We start from the raw sequence: 19,508 nt of genomic DNA on the forward strand, positions 1-19,508 counted from the left end.
TGCCGATTGCTGGAGCCATAGCAGTGGCATATAACAAAAGAATTGAAGAGGGAATTCCGGTAGCTATGTTTATAGCTACCTTTTTGGCATATTCATGCGGGATTTTAGACATCTTGGCATACTCTACTATACTAGTTGGAGGTCTGGCTATTATAAGCTGCATTTTTACGGTATATTTTGTGTCAAAAAAGCAGTCATTCAAGGATATGCTGACATTTGGAGGTGTTTCTTATCTTATACTTGGCATATATTATGGCCTTGTTTGTAAAGGGAGAATGTTGGCTGAACAGGATGATCTTATGGCCTATGGCAAGTATGTCTCTGATTTCTATCATGTGGGTAAGATATACAGATATGATTACATCCCTGGAATGATGATGTGGGAATACTTGTCAGAGAAATTCTGGAGAGTTTTTTCTGAAAGCGTTTTGTTTTGGGCAGTTGCTATGATTTGTGTGGCGATGCTATTAGCTATTTTTTCATCGAGAGAAAAGAAAAATATATGGCATTATATTTTTGTTGTGCTCTTTATAGTTTTATTGCCTCTTATGACATTGAAACGCGACGTATACTTTGTGCTACAGAGTGACTTTGTGATGGGAGTTACTGTTGCATATATACTATGTATGTACCATAAAGCTCGTGAATATGGAGATAGATACTACTATGTCGCTGTTTGTCTTGCTCTTGGCTTTTTGACCATAACTAAATCAACGGGCATGTTTCTTGCGGGAATTACAGTGCTTATGTTAGTAGGAATGGATATAATTGATGGGCATAAGAAAATGTCTCTACATAGAGTGAAGTTTTCTATTGCATGCATAGCAAGTATAATAGCGATAAGATTGCCATGGGAGATATTCGTAAGCGCTCATGACGGGCAAGATAAGTTTGAAGGATCTATCTTACTGCTTTTGCAGATGATAATGAGGCATATTTACTTGATCCCTGTGGGGATAATTGTTTTAGCTGTAGCATTACTGATTTTAAAAAGAATTGCAGAAAAAGGAATGTTCCGTGAGTATTGTGCATTATTGATTGTAGGAGGCTTTTTTGTATTTTTTGCAGCATACCTGATAATGCCAGTGGATATAAGAAATGAAGCAGTAAAGAATTTTTCAAGTGTTATTTTTTCAACTAGTGCACCAAACAGAAATTTTGGGTTTGGGTATAGGTTTTATGTTCCATACGCTTTACTTATTTTTTTACTTGTTTTTATATGGGAATTAATAAAGAATACTAATGATAAAGTAACTGTTCTTGATAAGAGAATGGTTATATCAGTTCATTCAGGATTTGCGCTTTTTGCGTCATTTGTTTTTATGTCTGGTTACTTTGCTAGAAGTGCAGGGCAGGCAGCGAGGGCTAAAGAGGCAGAGAGATACTTATATGCTTATATTGTTGTGTATCTTATAGTGTTCATGTTTTTATATTTGAAATATTCAGATATAAGCAGGAGTATTTATAGAATTATCGCTGTGTTTATGGTAGCGGTAGTGCTGCTTATAGGCAATATTTCAGGACTATGGACTCAGATTTTTGCTGAAGATGATTTTTATAATTTTGATGGGCTCAACTATGTGTATGTTGATCAGTTCAGTAAATTCTTTTTAATAGATCAGAGAAAAGAAACTGATTATTCAAGGTTTAATTTTAGGGTATCTCCAGGTACGATGCAGAATTATTATTTTAGTGATATGACAGTTGATGGTGAATGGCTTGGAGATGATAGCGAAGAGAGATATTTGACTGTTGAAGAATGGGCAGGGCTTTTGAGCCAGTGTACAAATGTGTATATTGCTAACACGAATGAAGAATTTAAGGATATGTATGGAAGTCTGTTTGCTGATGAAATTATAGATGGACGAATATATGGCGTTGGTTATAATGACCAGGGAGAAATTGAACTTAGGTTAAAGGCTTTGGCTGATTAAAATGTAAGGGATTATAGGATCGTGAGTAAGAAAACAAAATCTGAATATAAACTGGATAGGATAGATTTTGTAGTGTTGTTTGTTAGTCTGTTAATAGGTGCTATTTTGCGTCTCATAGGATTTGACTGGGGAAGAGAATCAATATATCAGCCAGATGAAATATGGATGGTTGCTCCAGCAATTGCTATGGCTTCAAGCAAAAGGCTTATTTGGGATACTTTTTATTATCCTGCGCAGTCTTTTTCCAAGATACAAGCGTTGGTTTTGATGATATATTCTAATGCTTCTGGACATGAGATATCATATCGTTCAGTTCAGGAGTACTGGATATGTAGGATAATCACAGCTGTTGCAGGAGTTGTTACAATATATGTGATTTTTCTTATTGGCAATAAACTAAAAAGCAGACTAGGGACAATCAGTGCACTGCTTCTTTCGGTATCACCGCATATGGTATGCCTTGCTAAGCAGGATACAGGTGATGTTGCTTCACTTTTTTTTGCCTCATTAACAATGCTATTAGCGCTCAAATATACAGAAGCCAGACTATATAGATATCTTGTGCTCATGTCGCTGACATCTTCTATGGCTATAATGGAGAAATGGCATGGCGGGGCATGTTACGGTATGGTAGCTTTTATAATCTTGTTTTACTCTAAGTCGGTCAAGGATTTTTTATTCAGAGAAGTCATTGCATTGTTGAGTTTTTTAGTCGGAATTGTAGCTATAGCACCAAACATAGTTTTGAATTATAAGACGGCTATTATTGATGGCTTTTTGGGAGTAGCTGTATATGATGGTGGGCAAGGAGCTGGATGGTGGAATAATCTTCGAGCATATTTAAATTACGGCTATATACATATCGGAGGGATGGCTTTAATTGCGCTGATAATAATTGGATTATTAGTTGTATTAGCGGAAAGAGACAAAAGATATACAATTCTTTTATTAGCTGTTATCAAAGTGGTGATTCTATGTATGATGAATAGAACATTTCCTAGATGGGCTCTGGAGTTGTATTTTGCGGAAATTATACTTATGGTTGCTGGAATTCTATGGATGTGGAATATGCGTTCAAAGTTGATCAAAGTAATTACTATTGCATTTACAGTTATTACTATAAGTGAATCAATAAGTGCCTCAGCTGTGGTATGTGCATCGGCATATTATAAGAATCAAGATGTTAGAGCGCAGCAGGAAGACTATTGTCTGCTAAATGGTATATCCAATGAGAAAACTAAGTCAATGTATTATTCTGCTTTTTGTCCTGGAGGAATCAGAAGCACAGGTGATGGTAATATGACATCCCAGGATTTAAGCGACATATTAACTGTGGATGAAAGTGGAATGATGCATAAAATTGAAGAATACGATTATGTAGCCTATTCTACCAGATATGAAAAGCCAGAACTAATAAATACACTTGATGATATGAATTTATGCGTTTGGACTGGAGAGGCTGAATATCCGGATGTCTTTGGCATACCATTTTGGAATGGCGATTCTAGCTTTAATGATTTTGAGATGGTTGTAAACAATGTATCAGCAGTATTAGACATTATGAATGGGGCTAGTATAGGAGCGTATGATATATATTTGTATAATATATCAGATATCCCGTTAATCAATTGAAATGAAAAAAAGAGTTGCTTATATAGCCAGAGCATCAGTTCCATCTGGCTCAACAAACAGCATACATGTGGCGAAAATAGCAGATGCCTTTGCATCAATTTCTGAGGACTTTATTCTTATTGTTCATGGAGGAGATGCAGAGGCTACTATGCGTGAAATATATGGAGTTAGAAATGATTTTCCTGTGTATAGGATAAAGCCGGGTAGAAACAGTAGGATAGGACAGATTATATGGGCTATGAAGGCTGTGAATAAGGCAAGGAATAATGGATGTAATATTATTGTGACTAGAGACCCTTTTACAGCACTGATTGCTGTTATAAGAGGAATAGATGCAGTTCTTGACCTTCATGGAGATATCAAGCATTTGACTGGAAGATTTTATAGAATGCTGAGATGGAAATGGTTTGTAGATAATAGAAGGTTCCATCTTGTTACTATATCTCAGGGACTTAAAGATTACTATATTGAGAACTATGACTTGAATGACGATAGAATAACAGTCCTTGCAGACGGTGCAGATTTGGACGATTTTATGCCATTTGCAGGTAAAGAGCTTATAGTAAATAAAGATAGCCTACATATAGGATATTTTGGTAAAATATTAGTTGGCAAGGGCATAGAATTGGTCAGAAGAGTAGCTATTGCTGATGAAAATGATATATTTGAAATTTATGGTGGAACAATAGAAGAAGCAATAAAAGAAACGGGACATGAATTTCCGTCTAATGTCATATTTCATGGAAGAGTAAATAATAAGGATATTCCTGCCATTATGTGTGATATGGACGTTCTTATACTGCCCAATCAGGACAAGCTGATGAATATGGGAGAAGACATAGGAAGATTTACATCTCCGCTTAAGCTGTTTGAGTATATGGCAAGTGGTAGATGTATTATCGCTTCTGATCTGCCAGTAATCAGAGAAGTACTGAGCGAAGCAAATGCCTATTTGGCTAATGCTAATGATGAAAATGAGTGGGTTAAGTGTATTGATGATATTAGATTTCATAGTGATGCGGCGGCTAAAAGAGCTATGCAGGCCAAATTAGATGTACAGAAGTATTCGTGGAAAGCTCGTGCAAATGCTATGTTGGCATTGGTAAAGTAATAAAACGGGAGTTTTGTTGGAGATAGTTTGTAATGAATGTTATAAAGAAAATAAATTATATTTTTAATAGAAAACAGAAAATGGAGTTGGGAGTAAATATCGTTCTTGCGCTGATAGCAGGATTGTTTGAGTTGCTAGGCGTATCAGCGCTGATTCCATTGGTTAATATAATACTTGATTCTTCTGCTATTGAGACGAACAAGTATTATAGTTTGTTTGCAGATGTTTTTAATGCGCATACTCTTACAAAATTTATCGTGCTTTTTTCAGTTTTTCTGATTGTTCTTTATGTGATAAAGAATCTCTATTTGATACAACGATATAAGATTCAGTTGGATTTTATATATAATAATCGCAAAAAGCTTTCTTATAAGCTTATGACAACATATCTTGATCAGGATTATCTATTTCATGTTAATCACAATCCTATAGATCTCCAGAGAAATGTTCATAATGACGTCGGGAATTTTATGGCAGTTATTTCTGCTGTAGTTAGCATAGTTGTAGAAATATTTACCTGCATATGTATGATGGGATTCCTGCTTGTCAATGATGTGGTTACAACAATACTGATTGGCCTTATTTTTGGTGTTTCTTTTGTTATAATCTATAAAATAAATAAAAAGAAGCAGATAGAGGCTGGAGAACAGGAACGTTTATCTTATGCTGAGATGAATAAGTGGATATTACAGTCTTTTGGAGGAATAAAAGAGCTTAAGGTTCTTGGAATGGAGAAGTTCTTTTTGGATAACTTCAGCAGATCTTTTGATGAAAATGCTGATGCTAATAAGAGATATAAGTTATATTTGTATAGACCTAAATATATTACTGAGATGCTAGCTATGACTGCGTTACTTCTGACAGTCTCAATCAGAATGCTGATGGGTGTTAATCTTATGGAGTTTGCCACAACACTCACGGCGTTTGCATTGGCTGCTATGAAGATGCTTCCTAGTTTTAACAGAATCACGGAATACACAGGAAATGTATTATATGGAAAAGCATCTGTAGATGCGGTATATGATGATCTTCGACAGATTGAGGCACTTAAGATAGGTAGTGGTGCAGATAAATCGGCTGTAGAGAGGATGAACTTTCAAGATTCTATTGAGGTTCATAATGTTTCATTTAAATATCCAGAGGGTGTAAAGAGTGTTTTTGAAAATGCCAATATTAGCATTGGTAAGAACAAGTCTGTTGCCTTTGTAGGAAAGTCTGGAGCAGGAAAAACAACTCTTGCAGATATAATGCTGGGACTATTAAAACCATATGAAGGTACAGTTACAGTTGATGGAAGAGACATTTTTGAAAATGAAGATTCCTGGCACAAGGCTGTTGGTTATATTCCGCAGAATATTTATCTGATAGATGACACTATTAGAGCAAATGTATCTTTCGATAATAGCAGGTCTAATGATGACAAGATATGGGAAGCTTTAAGAGAAGCAAGACTTGAGGATTATGTGAAGGGTCTTCCAGATGGTCTTGATACTGTAGTAGGTGATAGAGGAGTTAAGTTGTCTGGTGGACAGCGACAGAGAGTAGGTATTGCCAGAGCTCTTTACACTAAGCCTTCAGTTCTTTTCCTGGATGAGGCTACTTCAGCGTTGGATACAGAAACTGAAAATGCGGTTATGGAATCTATTAATTATCTGCAGGGTAAGACAACGCTGGTTATTATAGCACATAGACTTTCAACAATTCGAAACTGTGATTATATTTATGAAGTTGCTGATGGTAAGATTGAATTGAAAAACAAACAGGATTTGTTTAAGTAAGGTGAAAACTAAATGATTGGATATATAGTGTTAGGTATCCTGGTTGCTTTATCGGTGATAATTGGGATTAAAGCTTATAGCTCTACTCATTATAAGCTTGAGATAGAGAGAGAAGAACATGATAAATATCTGAGGCTTTTCAAGTTCATGGGCAAGTGGATGGTAGCAGAAGAGCAGGGACAATCGCTTGTCAGTTCTATCACTAATCTTGATGAAGATATTTGTATTCTTGGAGATAATTCAATTTCAGCTGTGCTTAGATCCAAACTTGATAAAGCAGGCGTTGAGTATAAGTTTGTGACTGAAATGGAAAACTGTATTGGATCTGAGGTGGTAATAGTAACCGATATTTCTCAATATGAGTTAATTCAAGGCAAGCTGAATGATTTAGGAGTGAAGAGCATATCTGTTGAGGATTTGTTTTACAGATAGAGGATATATATGAATAGAAAAATACCTGTTGTACTAATTAGTGATGACAACTTCATTATGCCCACTTGTGTCGCAATTACTTCACTCATAGTGAATAAGGCCCCTGAGACAGAATATGAGATTTACATCATAATGGCAGAGTGCTCCGATGAATCGTATGCCAAGATTCAGGAACTTAATGACCTTGGGACAAGTGTCAATCTGATCAGAGCATCTCTTGATGAGTACAGAGATATCAAGCAGCTTGCGCATATTTCCATAGCTTGTCTTCTAAAATTCGATGTAAGTGAGCTTGTTCCTGACTATGATAAGCTCCTATATCTGGATGGTGATATTATTGTAAGAGGCGATCTTAGTGAGCTTTACAATGTTGAACTTGGAGACAGCTACGCAGCTGGTGTAAAAGAGCTTGCTAATATTACTGAAGAAACAGGCAATGTTAACGCAGGTATTATGGTGTTTAATGCTAAGCGCATTCGTGATGAGAAGCTTAACATCAAGATGCGCGAGATTAGGCGTAGTCTTGGAGATAGATCTTCAATGGATCAGCAGACTTATAATATTGCCACCGGCAAGAATTATAAATACGTGGATATCAGATATAACTGCATTCCGCCTAGGGTTCTTGCTATGCAGGAAAGTGATGTGGCTAAGATAAACAAGCTGTATGGCAGCAGCTATACTAGTCTTCAGGACTTGGTGGATAAGGCTGTTATTATACACTATGCATCAGGAGAAAAGCCATGGAGGTATACCTTTAGGCCATGGGCCAAGGAGTGGTACAAGTACTACATGATGTCTCCATACAAAAATGTTGAATTTAAGTTAAGGGGAATATGGAGCTACAGATTCGATAAAATGCGTAAATCTGTCAATGAGCAGGGATTAGCTGGTTTTTTTAAGATCTTATCTGACAGAAGAAACAGGAAGAAAAAGAAAATAAAAGCTTGGGAGTGATAAATGGCTTTTTTAGTGACGGTTACTAAATAGATATATTATTGAAAAATGGGCCAAAAAGTATGGATAATTGATTATTATTTGGGAGCGAGTGTTTATGCCTATTGCAGATAAGCTTAGAAAACAGGAAAAAGTTGCGTTTTTGACGTGTATCATAGTTGGAGTTATGTCTCAGGGAATGGGCTTGTTCAATAAATTCTCAGTACATGACGATGCTAACTCATTATTTGGATTAGGATCCACCTATAATGTTGGCCGATGGGCGTTGGATTTTATTGGCAGATTTGAGAAGGATTTTTTTGGAGATGCTAATTACAGCTTGCCATTATATAACGGGCTGTTAAGTCTGATGTTTATAGCGTTAACTGCATGCATAATAGTTAGGGCGTTGGATATTAGTAGTAATTATATTAGTGCTTTTATCGGAGCTGTAATGGCATGCTTTCCGACAGTTACTACAGCATTTGGTTTTATTTATGGTGCACATATAATAATGTTTGGATTGTTGGTTGGCATTCTTGGTGCATATCTAATGTGCGAAGGAGAGAAGCTGACATGGATACTGGGCGGTATATTGTTAGCTGCCATATCTGTAGGAATATATCAGGCATTTATTCCGATGATTCTTTCATTTATCCTTTTTCACTGTATACATAGGGTTATCCTTGCGGATCATACTACAGAAAAAGAGACAATCATAAGTATATTGCTTAAGCCTGTATATATTATTGGCTTTATGGCAGTTTACTTCATTATCAATAAAATATATTTGAGAATTCTTGGGGCAGAGATGTCCAATTATAAGGGCGTTAATGATGTTGGCAATATCTCTATTTCAGAATACTTTATAAGGGTATGTGTGGCTTATAAACAGTTCATATTGCCATCAAAAGATACTGATTTTTATATGTATCCATCGAATGTACGCGTTTTATACTACATTTTTGCTATGATTGGCGTTTGTTTTGTAGGGTACTGCATTTACAGAAAAACTAAACAATCCATGATTCTGACAGTTGCGTTGGCAGGACTGTTTGCGCTAGTTCCATTAGCTACAAATTTCATTATAGTTATGACTGGTGTGAATGTTTTGCATTCATATATGATGTATGCATCCGTTATGCCATTTGTGCTGGTTGCGTATCTGTTTGATAAGAATATTCACGTCAAAGATTCAGTGCATGCTAACAGAATATTTATTACGTTGTGTTGCATTCTTTTAGTCATGTATATCAGATATGATAATAAGTGTTATTTCCTTGCAAATTACGCACAGCAAGAGGCAATCAGCTATTACAATACATTGATTACCAGAATAAAAAGTGCTGAAGGATATGATGACGAGTATCCAGTAGCTTTTGTTAATGTGGGGAATATACATGATGCATCTCTTGGTGGAGTTGAAAAGGTTAGAAGAGGTGTATTTGATGACATCAATCTAATACCTTATTGGTCAGTTGATGAATCTATAAATAATTATGCGTGGCTTGATTTTATGCAGAACTGGTGTGGGTATAAGCCTAATGTGGTTGATGCTGCAGAAATTGGTAATGCCAGTGAAATAGAGAGCATGCCTAATTATCCCAAGGATGGATCGATTAAAGTTATAAATGGGGTTGTTGTAGTTAAGTTTTAATTAATAGGAGTGAATAATGGTAATTCCAGTTTGTTTTATTTATGATAAGAATTTTATAATGCCTACAAGTGTTGCGATTACATCAATGCTTGAGAACAGAAATGAAGACACATTTTATGATATCTTCCTCATTGGAGTAGACTGTGAAGATGCAGATCTTAGCTGCCTTGAGGCATTTAGAAATGAGAAAAATGTAGACATTCATTTCAGAAACGCTGATATGTCTGCATATGCAAGTATCAGTCAGGTATCACATGTATCTCAGGCTTCTCTTGTTAAGTTCAATCTTCCACAGCTTGTTACAGAGTATGATAAGCTCTTGTACATTGATGGCGATGTACTTATCATGCAGGATCTGACAGAGTTCTTTATGGAAGATCTGACAGGTTATTATCTTGGCGGCCCTCAGAATACTGTAGATATCGTGCGTGGAAAAGGACAGTTCCTTACTGGAGCATATGTATATGATTCCAAGAAGATGATAGAGGATGATATTCCTCAGAAGCTGATTGACTATAGAGTAAGTCTTGGTAATCGTAAGTCCATGGATAATACTACGTTTAATGAGTACCTCGGAGCTGGCTTTAAGAAGATGCCAATCAAGTTTGATCTTCCAATCAGAAAGCTAGTGTATGAGAGAATGTATTACAAGCTTGCTGATCTTAATGCCTTCTATGGAACTAACTACAGGAGCCATAAAGAGGTCGTTGAGGATGCGGTTGTAATCCACTTTGATGGAGCAGCCAAGCCATGGAAGTATTCATGCTTCCTCTATGACGATGTATGGCTTGAGTATTACAAGAAGTCGCCATGCAAGGATATGCCACTTAAGAGAAAGAGTTACTGGGATTACCTTGGGGAACAGGTTGAGAAGTCTGGAATCAAAGGTATTTACTATGTATTTAAGGATTGGGTACGTGAGAGCCTTGGCGTGTTTAGGAGCGTACATTATGTTGAGGGAGACTGGAATTGAGGTTATGTTTGTAATAAAAATATTATTGCCTTTTTTATACTGTATTTTAGTTGGAACGGCTTATAGCATGGCTTTCAAGAGGAAGCTTATTGACTCTCTGGCACCAGCTTTTTTTATCCAGATTATATTGATGATAGTTTCTGGGATAGTAGTAGAAAAATTATCTGTTGGAATAATGCTTGGCGTTATATGTTCTTCTATGACGATTTTTGCTAAATTGGTTAGAGAGAAGTCATTTGATGCTATAAAAAAAGTATATTTGAATGAAAAAGGTACTATAGAGTGGGCCGTCATAATGTTTATTATTATGTACGGCGTTATTTTTATTTTGAATGTTGGTAAACATTACAATATGTGGGATGAATTTTCCCATTGGGGATGGTTTGTAAGAGAATCTTATCAGAATGATGCCTTATTTTGCATTTCTGAACATAGGTTTGAACACAAAGACTATGTGCCGGGAGTATCTCTTTTTGAAGCACTATGGTGTATTTTGTCATTAAAGTTTAGTGAGGCTAATTCGTATAGAGGAATACAAATGCTTCAAGCCGCTATGATTATGCCTGTTGCTTGTAGGATTGAAGAAAAAAAGTATAGGAATTCATGGGATAAGATTGTAAAACTTATAGTTAATTCTGTTATTGTTTTTGGAATACCATTGTTTTCTAAAGTGCCTTTCTATCATACAATTTACCAGGATCTTATCCTTGGTGTATTTGTATTCTACTGCGTATGGATTGTTGTTTCAGAGGAGTTTTCTAATTATAGTCTTTTTGTGTTTGGATTGTCTCTTTGCAATATGATAATGTGTAAGCTTACTGCGGTTGCATTTGTTCCTGTCCTTTTCCTTTTATATACAATTTATCACCATAAGTATTCTTCTAAATCTATTTCTAGAATTAATATTTGGCTTGGAACAATAATAGCTGTTGTGCTGTCTATTGTTCCTTATGGATTATATGGGTTCTATTTAGATAAGTATAATATAGGCGGGAGTGCTGTTCAGGGGTATAGTTCTATCAGTTTGAAGAAAATAGTTGATGTTATTACACATAATGGTAATATTGCTTATCAGGCAGTTGTAGACCGAGAATATTTAAGAGCTCTTGCTACAGATGGACTTATAGGAAAGTTGTCTTACATATGGATTATATTAGGAGCATCAGCAATAGTTTTTCTTCTAATGCTTCTACAAGATGACAGAGAAAATAAGAGTAAACTCAAGCTTATTTCACTATGGATATTACTGGTAGGCGCATATTATGCAATAGTAATGTACTTTATGTATATGGTAATGTTTTCGGAATATGAGGCAGCTGGGTTGGCAAGCTATAGTAGATATATGTCAACGTTTGTGCTGACTACTCTATTAATTATGGCTATGGTTATTATTCGCTATACTGTTTCCAGAGCCAGATTCATTCCAGCTCTTGTTGCAGCCATACTTGTAGAGAACATTGTAGTTCTCTTTGGCGCTGATCAGTTATTGCCAGGAGTATTAACGGGTGACGAAATATGGAATGAGGGACATATTGATTATCTGAATGGTTCATTGCCGGAAGGAGCAGATCTTATGTTTATTACTTCTTTAGCAGATTTGGAGGCAGGCAGATTGTCGTTTTACTGTCCAGATATACAGTTTACATCTAATGTCTATGGTACACAGTTGTATGATGAGGATGTATGGAGCAAACAAATTCCCATAGATGAATTTGTTGATGAGATTACAGAGCATGAATATATTTATTTCTTTTCGTATGATGAAAGTTTTAAGGACTTATATGAAGATGCATTCGAATCAGAAAATGTGATAGCTCCGGGTAAATTATATAAGGTTGAGAATGAGGATGGTCTTATTCGTACCACAGTAGTTGAATAGCAAGAGGTTTTTATGAATATTGATTTTCGTGAGTTAGTTCGAAAAATAGATACTAGATATAAAGTAGTGTTTTTGAGTACTTTTCTTTGTGGATTATTGGCGCAAGGGATGGGGCTTTTTAACAAGTATTCTGTTCTTGATGATCCGGTAACATATGATGGTTTTAAGAATTCATATCATCTTGGAAGATGGATGCTTGCACTGGTAGGCAAACTGGAATTTTGGCTTTTTGGTGCTGAACGATATAGTATGCCGACCTTTAATGGGGCGATGGCCATGTTTTTTATAGCAGCTACGACTTGCGTTATTGTTGAAATGCTTGAAATTAAGGATTTGTTTCTGTGCACAGTAGTAGCAAGTCTGATGGTTTCGTTTCCAGTTGTAACTTGTACGTTTGCATATATGTACGTTGCTCCACATTATATGTTTTCTCTTTTTATAGGGGCATTAGGGGCTTTTTTTCTTGTAAGAAAAGATAAGCGGATTCATTTTATTATCGGGGTATTACTTATTTGCGCGTCTATTGGTATGTATCAAGCCTATCTGCCTGTGATAACAACAATAATGTTGATTTATTTATTGGGACAAATAGATACTGATGATAATCTATTAAACGTGTGGAAAAAGCTTGGTAAAACGGCTTTGGGATGCGTTTTGTTTATGGCGTTATATTTTATTGTAATGAAGATTTCACTGATTATCACAGGCGAAGTGCTGACTTCTTATAGAGGAATTTCTTCAGTCGGATCAATTTCTGTAAGTGAGTATTTGAACAGATTATTATTTGCATATAATGAATTTTTCACACCAACAGAGGGCGCTGGATATTATATGTATTTGGGAAATATAGTAAATATATATAGACTTGTGTTATTTGTTGGGGGGCTGTTATGCGTTGGAATAATTATGAACGTGTTCAAAAAAAGTAAGGTTAGAGCTTGTATATGTGGTATATTACTGATGCTTTTACCGCTTAGTACTAATCTTATTTTTGTTATGGTAGATAAATCTCAGGTTTATTCACTGATGGTTTATGGTGCGTTATTTCCATTTATCTTTTTTATATGGCTGATAGAACATTCAAAAATAGATAATGATCTTATTGGAAAAGGTTTGTCATGGGCAACCGTTGTAATATCCGTGCTTTTGGTACTGATGTTTAGCCGCGTGGATAACAGGTGTTATCTGAAGGCGACATATGTGCAGTCTGAAGCGATTTCTTATTTTAATACATTGATAACACAGATCAAGGAAACTGATGGCTATAGGCAAGATATGCCAGTTGCATATGTAAATGAAGGTCAGATACAGGATGCAATGTTGAATACAGGAGACAATAGGCATTTGGCGGATATTGTTCTTGAACCATATTACGATGTATATGGATATGTAAATTGTTATTCTTGGAAATCGTTCATGTGGCAGTGGTGTGGATTTGCACCGGAAAGAGTTGATGCTAATGAGTTTGCGGAAATGGATGAAGTAAAAGAAATGCCACACTATCCTGACGACGGTTCTATCAAGGTGATTAATGATACATTGGTGGTGAATTTCTAGTCACAGAAAGAAGAGATATAAGTGGATGGAAGGGAATATTGAAGTTTATCGGCATGAGATTAAATATATCTGTTCTGAAGCGGAATTAGAGCAGATTAGGATTCGAGTTTCTACAGTGGCTGATCCGGATAAGCATGCTAATGGAGGATATTACATAATAAGAAGTTTGTACTTTGATGATTATTACAACAGCTCATATTATGGCAATGAATCAGGTGTGGACCCGAGAGAAAAGTGGAGGATTCGAATTTATAATAATGATGATAGTCGAATTCTTCTTGAGTGTAAAAGAAAAGAGCGTGGAAAGATTAATAAGAAGAGTGATGAGATAACTAAAAAGGAGTTCGAAGATATAATAGCTGGGAAATTGTTATTAGATTTTGATGATAGACAAGTATTTAATCGTTTTAAACTTTTTAGAAGTACTAAGCTTTTTGAACCAGCTGTTATAGTTCAGTATGTAAGGTATCCGTATGTTTGTAAGGAAGGAAATGTTCGTATAACAATGGATTGTAATATTTCTTCTTCAAAGGATTACAATAACTTTTTTAGTAAAGAGCTCAGTCTGAGGCCGATTCAGGAAGGAAAAAAACAATTACTAGAAGTAAAATACGATGAATTTTTGCCGGATGAAATATTTAGGGCTGTACAGTTAAAGAATATGCGACAGCAAACTTTTTCAAAATATTATTTATGTAGAAAAATGGAAGGAATGGTATAACAATGACTTTTTCAGATATTTTTAAGAAATCTTTTTTGGAAGGATATTCCGGAACGCAGCTTACAACTGCTCAGATTATTATAGTTCTTCTTTTTACAGGTCTATTGGGAATATATATATTCTTTTGCTATAGGGTTTTGACTAGAAAAACGTTTTACTCTAAGAATTTCAATATTTCTTTGGTAGCCATGGCTATTATTACTTCTGCTATAATTTTGGCAATCCAGTCTAGTGTAGTTATTTCACTTGGTATGGTTGGTGCGTTGTCTATTGTTAGATTCAGGACGGCTATTAAAGACCCAATGGACCTGGTATTTTTATTCTGGTCCATAAGTGTAGGTATTATTTGTGGAGCTGGACTAGTAGAGATAGCGATAGCGCTGTCAATTCTTGTTACTGTACTCGTTGTAGCGCTCAATAAGATTCCAGTTGCGAAGGCTCCAAAGATTCTTGTTATTAACGCTACAGATTCTATCGAAGTTGACGACAGTATTCAGAATGCTATACGAAGCAATACTAAGATATTTGAAGAGAAGACAAGGCGAGTTAATGACGGGAATATGAATCTTATTTATGAATTAAGAACAAATGATGGAAAATCACTTGTAAATGCTTTGAATTCTATTTCTGGAGTTTCAACCGTTTCGTTGCTGTCACATGATGGAGAGGTGACTTTTTAAATGAAGAAGGATTTTCATAAGGCTTCATTGTACATTGTTATTTTCGTGTTCACCATCTTTTTGTTTGTGGTTGCTGCCTTTGGCGCACGAATACCTGAGAAGGCAGATAATTATTTACACATAACAGAAGTATGTATAAAAAATGATGTAAATGCACATGATGATTGTGGAAGATATGGAGCAGATTACATAGAGTTGTATAATAGCTCAAGTGAAGAAATGGACTTAAGTGGATATTATTTATCCGATGATGCTAGCAATATTCGGAAATGCGAGTTGGACAATATATCCATAAGACCTGGAGAAGCAATTATTGTATGGAGCGCCCCAAGCGGAGATTATGAAACTTGCCGAGATAGTTATGTTAGTCGAGATGTATATCAGACTTTTTTTGCGTTAAGTGGCGGAGAGAAAGTCATTTTGTCTAAAGACAATGAAGTTGTGGATTATGTAGGGATTCCTCAGCACATTCCTGATGGGAAAGTATATGCATGTTTAAAGGACGATTATGAAAAATTTAGCGTTATGAATCCGTCTCCATATCAAGTACTGGAATCTTATGAAGAATATAGAATAGATTCTTCTATTAATCCGAGATTCTCAGTTGAGAGTGGGTGGTATTCAGAGCCTTTTTATCTAAAACTAGGTTGTAAGTCTGGAAAAATCTACTATACGACTGACGGAAGTGAGCCAGATGAAAACTCAAAAGAGTATACAGGAAGCATTTTAATCGATAATAGATCCGAAGAGGAAAATATATATGCTAGTATTGGACAGATATCGATTAATAATGATTATCTTCCTGAGACTCCGGTAGATAAAGGCACAGTAGTCAAAGCTGTTGTGATTAAAAATGGTGTGAGAAGTCAAACGATATCACATACATATTTTGTCGGTCTTAGTGATAAATTGGCATATAGAGAGTTGCCTGTAATGGAAATTACAGTAGATCCAGCTGCGCTTTTTGATCATTATAATGGAATTTATGTAAAAGGTAGTGTATACGACGTATATGCAGCTAAATATGACGTGTCTGATTTGCCATTTATGGTGCTCAATGCGCATATGAATTATTCTCAAGAAGATAGGGGCTGGGAAAGATTAGCCAATATAGAATATTTTAATAGTAATCATGAATATGTTTTTGATCAGAGGATAGGTATACGTATTCATGGAGGTTGGTCTACATCCTTTAATCAAAAAAGTTTTAATTTATATGCTAGAGAAGAATATGATGGGAATGATTCATTTCTATATGATTTCTTTGGCAGGTCATATAATAAATTGATGCTGAGGTCTGGAGGATATAGAGATACCTATTATACCAAGATGAGAGATGTACTTAATCAGAGATTGGTTGAGGATAGGCTAATAGGTACGCAGAAGGGAATGCCTTGTGTGGTATTTATTAATGGCGAGTATTGGGGATTATATAATCTCCAGGAGAATATTGGAAGCAGTTATGTGGCCGAGAATTATGATGTTGATTACAATAACATAGCTATTATAAAAAATGGCACATCTAATATTATAGGGGATGCTATAGACTCATATTCTGAATTGCAGGAGTATGCACAAAAAAATGATTTAAAAAATGATGACAATTATAAATACATAGAAAGTCATATTGATATTCAAAGTTATATTGATTATATGGCATTTGAAATATATGTTGCTAATTGCGATTCCATAGGTAATAACTATTCACACTGGCGGACGATTGTTCCTGAAAAAGGTGAATATGGAGATTGTAAGTGGAGATATTTGATTTATGATACTGATGATTCGGCAGGAATGGTTGTAAATCTATCTCAGGCTCATACCAATTCCTTTATAGACGGTCATTGGTCAGTAACACCTTTAGGTGAATATGGAGATCCTTTTTTTGGAGCGCTCATACAGAATGAAGGATTTAAACAGAGATTTGTTACAACATTTATGGATTTGGCTAATAATAATTTTAGGTATGAGAAAGTGTCTGAAATTATTACAGAAATGGCAAATGAGTATAGATATGGGGTAATTGCATCTCAGAATAGATTCAGAGGACAGTATAAAGCTCCAGATTATTCTATAGATGAAATGTATGATGGTGTATACGATGAGACTTTGTTTGATGCAGATGTTCAGGTTATAGATGATTTTTTTAGAGAACGATATCAATATATAGTAGAATACTTGAAGACTGAGCTTCAATTGAATGGGGATCTTCATGAGTTGACTTTATATATTTCAGACCCGGAGCATTGCAGCGTTTCACTAAATACTATTTCGAATGTTGAACATGGTTTGACGTGGAAATATTATTCGGATTATCCGATAACTCTAAAATGTGAGCCGGTAAGTGGATATAGATTCATTGGTTGGGCAGATGAAACTGGAAATATTATATCTGAAGAACCTGAATTATCTATGACGCTTGAAAAAGATCAGATACTCATTGCGAGGATAGACGTGAACTAATGAATCAGACGTTGATGCCAGAGTAAGATCTGTAACATGTGGAGATATAGAAAAACAAAATGATAAAATTACAGATTGGTTCAAACAATAAAATATTAGTCATAGCACCACACCCGGATGATGAGACCTATGGCTGTGGAGGAGTTTTATCGATATACAAGGGACAATGCGATGTTGTGCTTCTGGCCTACGGCGAGACTGGGAATCCCAATTGGACCAAGGACAGAACCCTTCGGGTAAGACGAGAAGAATTCCGAACTGCTATGAAGATGGCTGGTGCTACAATTGTAGCTGAATTTGGAATTGCCAATAGGAGAGTTTCTGAGAACCTTGGACAGATAACCAATTTTGATTATTCTAAGTATGATTATATTTTTGTTCCTAACAGGAAGGACAAACATGGTGATCATAGCTGTGTACTGCGTGCGTTGAGGAAATCCAAGACACTCAAAAAGGGTGTCACGATACTACAATATGAGATGTGGGGAGCATTGTCAGATGCGACTCATTATCTGGATATATCAGATGTAATTGATGAGAAAGAAAAGCTGATGCTCTGCTACAAGAGCCAGGAAGAACGACTTCCGTATTGTGACAGAATTAAGGCAAGAGATTATTACAAGGCTCTTGAGACCTATGATAAGAAATGCCAGTATGCTGAATTGTTTTATTTGGAGCCATCAGGAATTGCAAGGCTTGGTGCTAATGTGAAAGATGCTATTAGGCATTGGAGTAAAGACATAGCTGTCAGATTTAGGTGAAGCGATATGAGTGATTTGATATCAATTGTAGTGCCTTCCTATAATGTGGAGGACTATATAGACAAATGTGTAGACAGTATTTGTCATCAGAATTATGAGAATATTGAAATTATTTTGGTTGATGATGGAGCAACGGATGGAACCGGTACTAAGTGTGATGAATGGGCTGGGCGCAATGCTAGGATTCAGGTAATCCATCAGGAAAATCAGGGACTTTCTGGGGCGAGGAACGCTGGAATCAGAGCATCTAAGGGTAAGTATATATCTTTTATCGATTCTGACGACATGATAGCACCTGACTATGTATCTACGTTGTATAGCTGTATTACAGAAAATGGCACGAGAATGGCTCAGGGCTTATCCAAGAACTTTTTTAAGGAAGAGGATATAGCTGGTTTTGTCAGCCGTGATGACCGCAGAGTGGTCTCTGGCTATGACATGTGCAAGACTCTTATGAGTGAGTACAAGATGGGCTGGGGCATTGTCATGACCAAGATGTTCGAAAAGAGCTTATTCGATGAGCTGGAGTTCCCACTTGGTCATATTCACGAGGATGAGTACCTGGTATATAAGCTGTACTGGAATGCCGGTCAAGTGGCGCTTACAGATAAGATAGTTTATTACTATAGGTCCAAGAGAAAAGGAAGCATCACACATTCTGGCTATAGCCTGAATCACCTAGATGCGGTGTATGCAAGGCAGGAGAGATGTGAGTTTTTCAAGGATCTTGGGGAAAAAGAGCTGTATCAGCTGGCCAAGCTTGGTTTATGCACAACTGAGATAGAGAATCTCAAGAAATTAAAGGAATCAGATGTTGAGGACAAGGATAGCTATATTGATAAGATAGAGCAAGACCTCAGGGCGAATCTGAAAGAAATCTGGAAAGCGGAGCATATCAGTGCCAAGAAGAAGGTTTCTCTTTGGATGGCGAGGTATATGCCGGGACTTAAGGGAATTCTGAAAAAGTAGTGTTATGTAATCTTTAATTATTTTA

15 protein-coding genes are annotated in these 19,508 nt (G+C 36.0%); all 15 read left to right on the top strand.

The window, feature by feature from the left end:
- The first annotated feature begins 596 nt into the window (after window positions 1-596).
- The 15 genes from BPR_RS02270 to BPR_RS02340 all read left to right on the top strand — a co-directional run bounded on the left by BPR_RS02270 (window position 597) and on the right by BPR_RS02340 (window position 19,483).
- Window positions 597-1,934: a hypothetical protein gene (locus tag BPR_RS02270; RefSeq protein WP_143754250.1), complete on the top strand. Its 1,338-nt coding sequence runs from the start codon at window positions 597-599 to the stop codon at window positions 1,932-1,934.
- A 21-nt stretch (window positions 1,935-1,955) separates the two neighbouring features.
- Complete coding sequence (locus BPR_RS02275) at window positions 1,956-3,566, top strand: ArnT family glycosyltransferase (protein ID WP_013279846.1); 1,611 nt, start codon at window positions 1,956-1,958, stop codon at window positions 3,564-3,566.
- A gap of 1 nt (window position 3,567) precedes the next feature.
- Window positions 3,568-4,677 (top strand): glycosyltransferase family 4 protein, encoded by a 1,110-nt coding sequence (locus BPR_RS02280; RefSeq protein ID WP_013279847.1) that lies wholly within the window; start codon window positions 3,568-3,570, stop codon window positions 4,675-4,677.
- A 32-nt stretch (window positions 4,678-4,709) separates the two neighbouring features.
- On the top strand, window positions 4,710-6,455 hold the full coding sequence (locus tag BPR_RS02285) for an ABC transporter ATP-binding protein (protein WP_013279848.1): 1,746 nt from the start codon (window positions 4,710-4,712) through the stop codon (window positions 6,453-6,455).
- A 12-nt stretch (window positions 6,456-6,467) separates the two neighbouring features.
- Window positions 6,468-6,887: a hypothetical protein gene (locus BPR_RS02290; RefSeq protein WP_013279849.1), complete on the top strand. Its 420-nt coding sequence runs from the start codon at window positions 6,468-6,470 to the stop codon at window positions 6,885-6,887.
- Between the two features lie 9 nt (window positions 6,888-6,896).
- Window positions 6,897-7,844: a glycosyltransferase family 8 protein gene (locus tag BPR_RS02295; protein WP_013279850.1), complete on the top strand. Its 948-nt coding sequence runs from the start codon at window positions 6,897-6,899 to the stop codon at window positions 7,842-7,844.
- A 97-nt stretch (window positions 7,845-7,941) separates the two neighbouring features.
- Window positions 7,942-9,480 carry a glucosyltransferase domain-containing protein gene (locus BPR_RS02300; RefSeq protein ID WP_013279851.1) on the top strand — a complete coding sequence of 513 codons (1,539 nt, stop codon included), beginning with the start codon at window positions 7,942-7,944 and terminating at the stop codon, window positions 9,478-9,480.
- Window positions 9,481-9,496: 16 nt separating this feature from the next.
- On the top strand, window positions 9,497-10,453 hold the full coding sequence (locus BPR_RS02305) for a glycosyltransferase family 8 protein (protein ID WP_013279852.1): 957 nt from the start codon (window positions 9,497-9,499) through the stop codon (window positions 10,451-10,453).
- Window positions 10,431-12,332, top strand: a complete 1,902-nt coding sequence (locus BPR_RS02310; protein WP_042256392.1) for a hypothetical protein — start codon at window positions 10,431-10,433, stop codon at window positions 12,330-12,332. Before BPR_RS02305 ends, BPR_RS02310 begins: the two co-directional genes overlap by 23 nt.
- A 12-nt stretch (window positions 12,333-12,344) precedes the next feature.
- Window positions 12,345-13,889 carry a glucosyltransferase domain-containing protein gene (locus BPR_RS02315; RefSeq protein ID WP_013279854.1) on the top strand — a complete coding sequence of 515 codons (1,545 nt, stop codon included), beginning with the start codon at window positions 12,345-12,347 and terminating at the stop codon, window positions 13,887-13,889.
- Between the two features lie 25 nt (window positions 13,890-13,914).
- The gene (locus BPR_RS02320; RefSeq protein ID WP_013279855.1) at window positions 13,915-14,610 is read left to right on the top strand and encodes a polyphosphate polymerase domain-containing protein; all 696 of its coding nucleotides are present in this window, start codon (window positions 13,915-13,917) and stop codon (window positions 14,608-14,610) included.
- A 2-nt stretch (window positions 14,611-14,612) separates the two neighbouring features.
- Window positions 14,613-15,290, top strand: coding sequence for a DUF4956 domain-containing protein (locus BPR_RS02325; RefSeq protein ID WP_013279856.1), 678 nt, complete (start codon window positions 14,613-14,615; stop codon window positions 15,288-15,290).
- Window positions 15,291-17,753, top strand: a complete 2,463-nt coding sequence (locus BPR_RS02330) for a CotH kinase family protein (RefSeq protein WP_013279857.1) — start codon at window positions 15,291-15,293, stop codon at window positions 17,751-17,753.
- Window positions 17,754-17,812: 59 nt separating this feature from the next.
- Window positions 17,813-18,514: a PIG-L deacetylase family protein gene (locus tag BPR_RS02335; protein WP_013279858.1), complete on the top strand. Its 702-nt coding sequence runs from the start codon at window positions 17,813-17,815 to the stop codon at window positions 18,512-18,514.
- A gap of 6 nt (window positions 18,515-18,520) precedes the next feature.
- Window positions 18,521-19,483, top strand: coding sequence for a glycosyltransferase family 2 protein (locus tag BPR_RS02340; RefSeq protein WP_013279859.1), 963 nt, complete (start codon window positions 18,521-18,523; stop codon window positions 19,481-19,483).
- Window positions 19,484-19,508 lie beyond the last annotated feature (25 nt).

Source organism: Butyrivibrio proteoclasticus B316 (assembly GCF_000145035.1).
Classification (GTDB): Bacteria; Bacillota; Clostridia; order Lachnospirales; family Lachnospiraceae; genus Butyrivibrio; species Butyrivibrio proteoclasticus.

Coding starts and splice junctions, on each gene's coding strand:
- BPR_RS02270 (WP_143754250.1), top strand. CDS start 597: ATGGGAGTTACTGTTGCATATATACTATGTATGTACCATAAAGCTCGT.
- BPR_RS02280 (WP_013279847.1), top strand. CDS start 3,568: ATGAAAAAAAGAGTTGCTTATATAGCCAGAGCATCAGTTCCATCTGGC.
- BPR_RS02285 (WP_013279848.1), top strand. CDS start 4,710: ATGAATGTTATAAAGAAAATAAATTATATTTTTAATAGAAAACAGAAA.
- BPR_RS02290 (WP_013279849.1), top strand. CDS start 6,468: ATGATTGGATATATAGTGTTAGGTATCCTGGTTGCTTTATCGGTGATA.
- BPR_RS02295 (WP_013279850.1), top strand. CDS start 6,897: ATGAATAGAAAAATACCTGTTGTACTAATTAGTGATGACAACTTCATT.
- BPR_RS02300 (WP_013279851.1), top strand. CDS start 7,942: ATGCCTATTGCAGATAAGCTTAGAAAACAGGAAAAAGTTGCGTTTTTG.
- BPR_RS02305 (WP_013279852.1), top strand. CDS start 9,497: ATGGTAATTCCAGTTTGTTTTATTTATGATAAGAATTTTATAATGCCT.
- BPR_RS02310 (WP_042256392.1), top strand. CDS start 10,431: ATGTTGAGGGAGACTGGAATTGAGGTTATGTTTGTAATAAAAATATTA.
- BPR_RS02315 (WP_013279854.1), top strand. CDS start 12,345: ATGAATATTGATTTTCGTGAGTTAGTTCGAAAAATAGATACTAGATAT.
- BPR_RS02320 (WP_013279855.1), top strand. CDS start 13,915: ATGGAAGGGAATATTGAAGTTTATCGGCATGAGATTAAATATATCTGT.
- BPR_RS02325 (WP_013279856.1), top strand. CDS start 14,613: ATGACTTTTTCAGATATTTTTAAGAAATCTTTTTTGGAAGGATATTCC.
- BPR_RS02330 (WP_013279857.1), top strand. CDS start 15,291: ATGAAGAAGGATTTTCATAAGGCTTCATTGTACATTGTTATTTTCGTG.
- BPR_RS02335 (WP_013279858.1), top strand. CDS start 17,813: ATGATAAAATTACAGATTGGTTCAAACAATAAAATATTAGTCATAGCA.
- BPR_RS02340 (WP_013279859.1), top strand. CDS start 18,521: ATGAGTGATTTGATATCAATTGTAGTGCCTTCCTATAATGTGGAGGAC.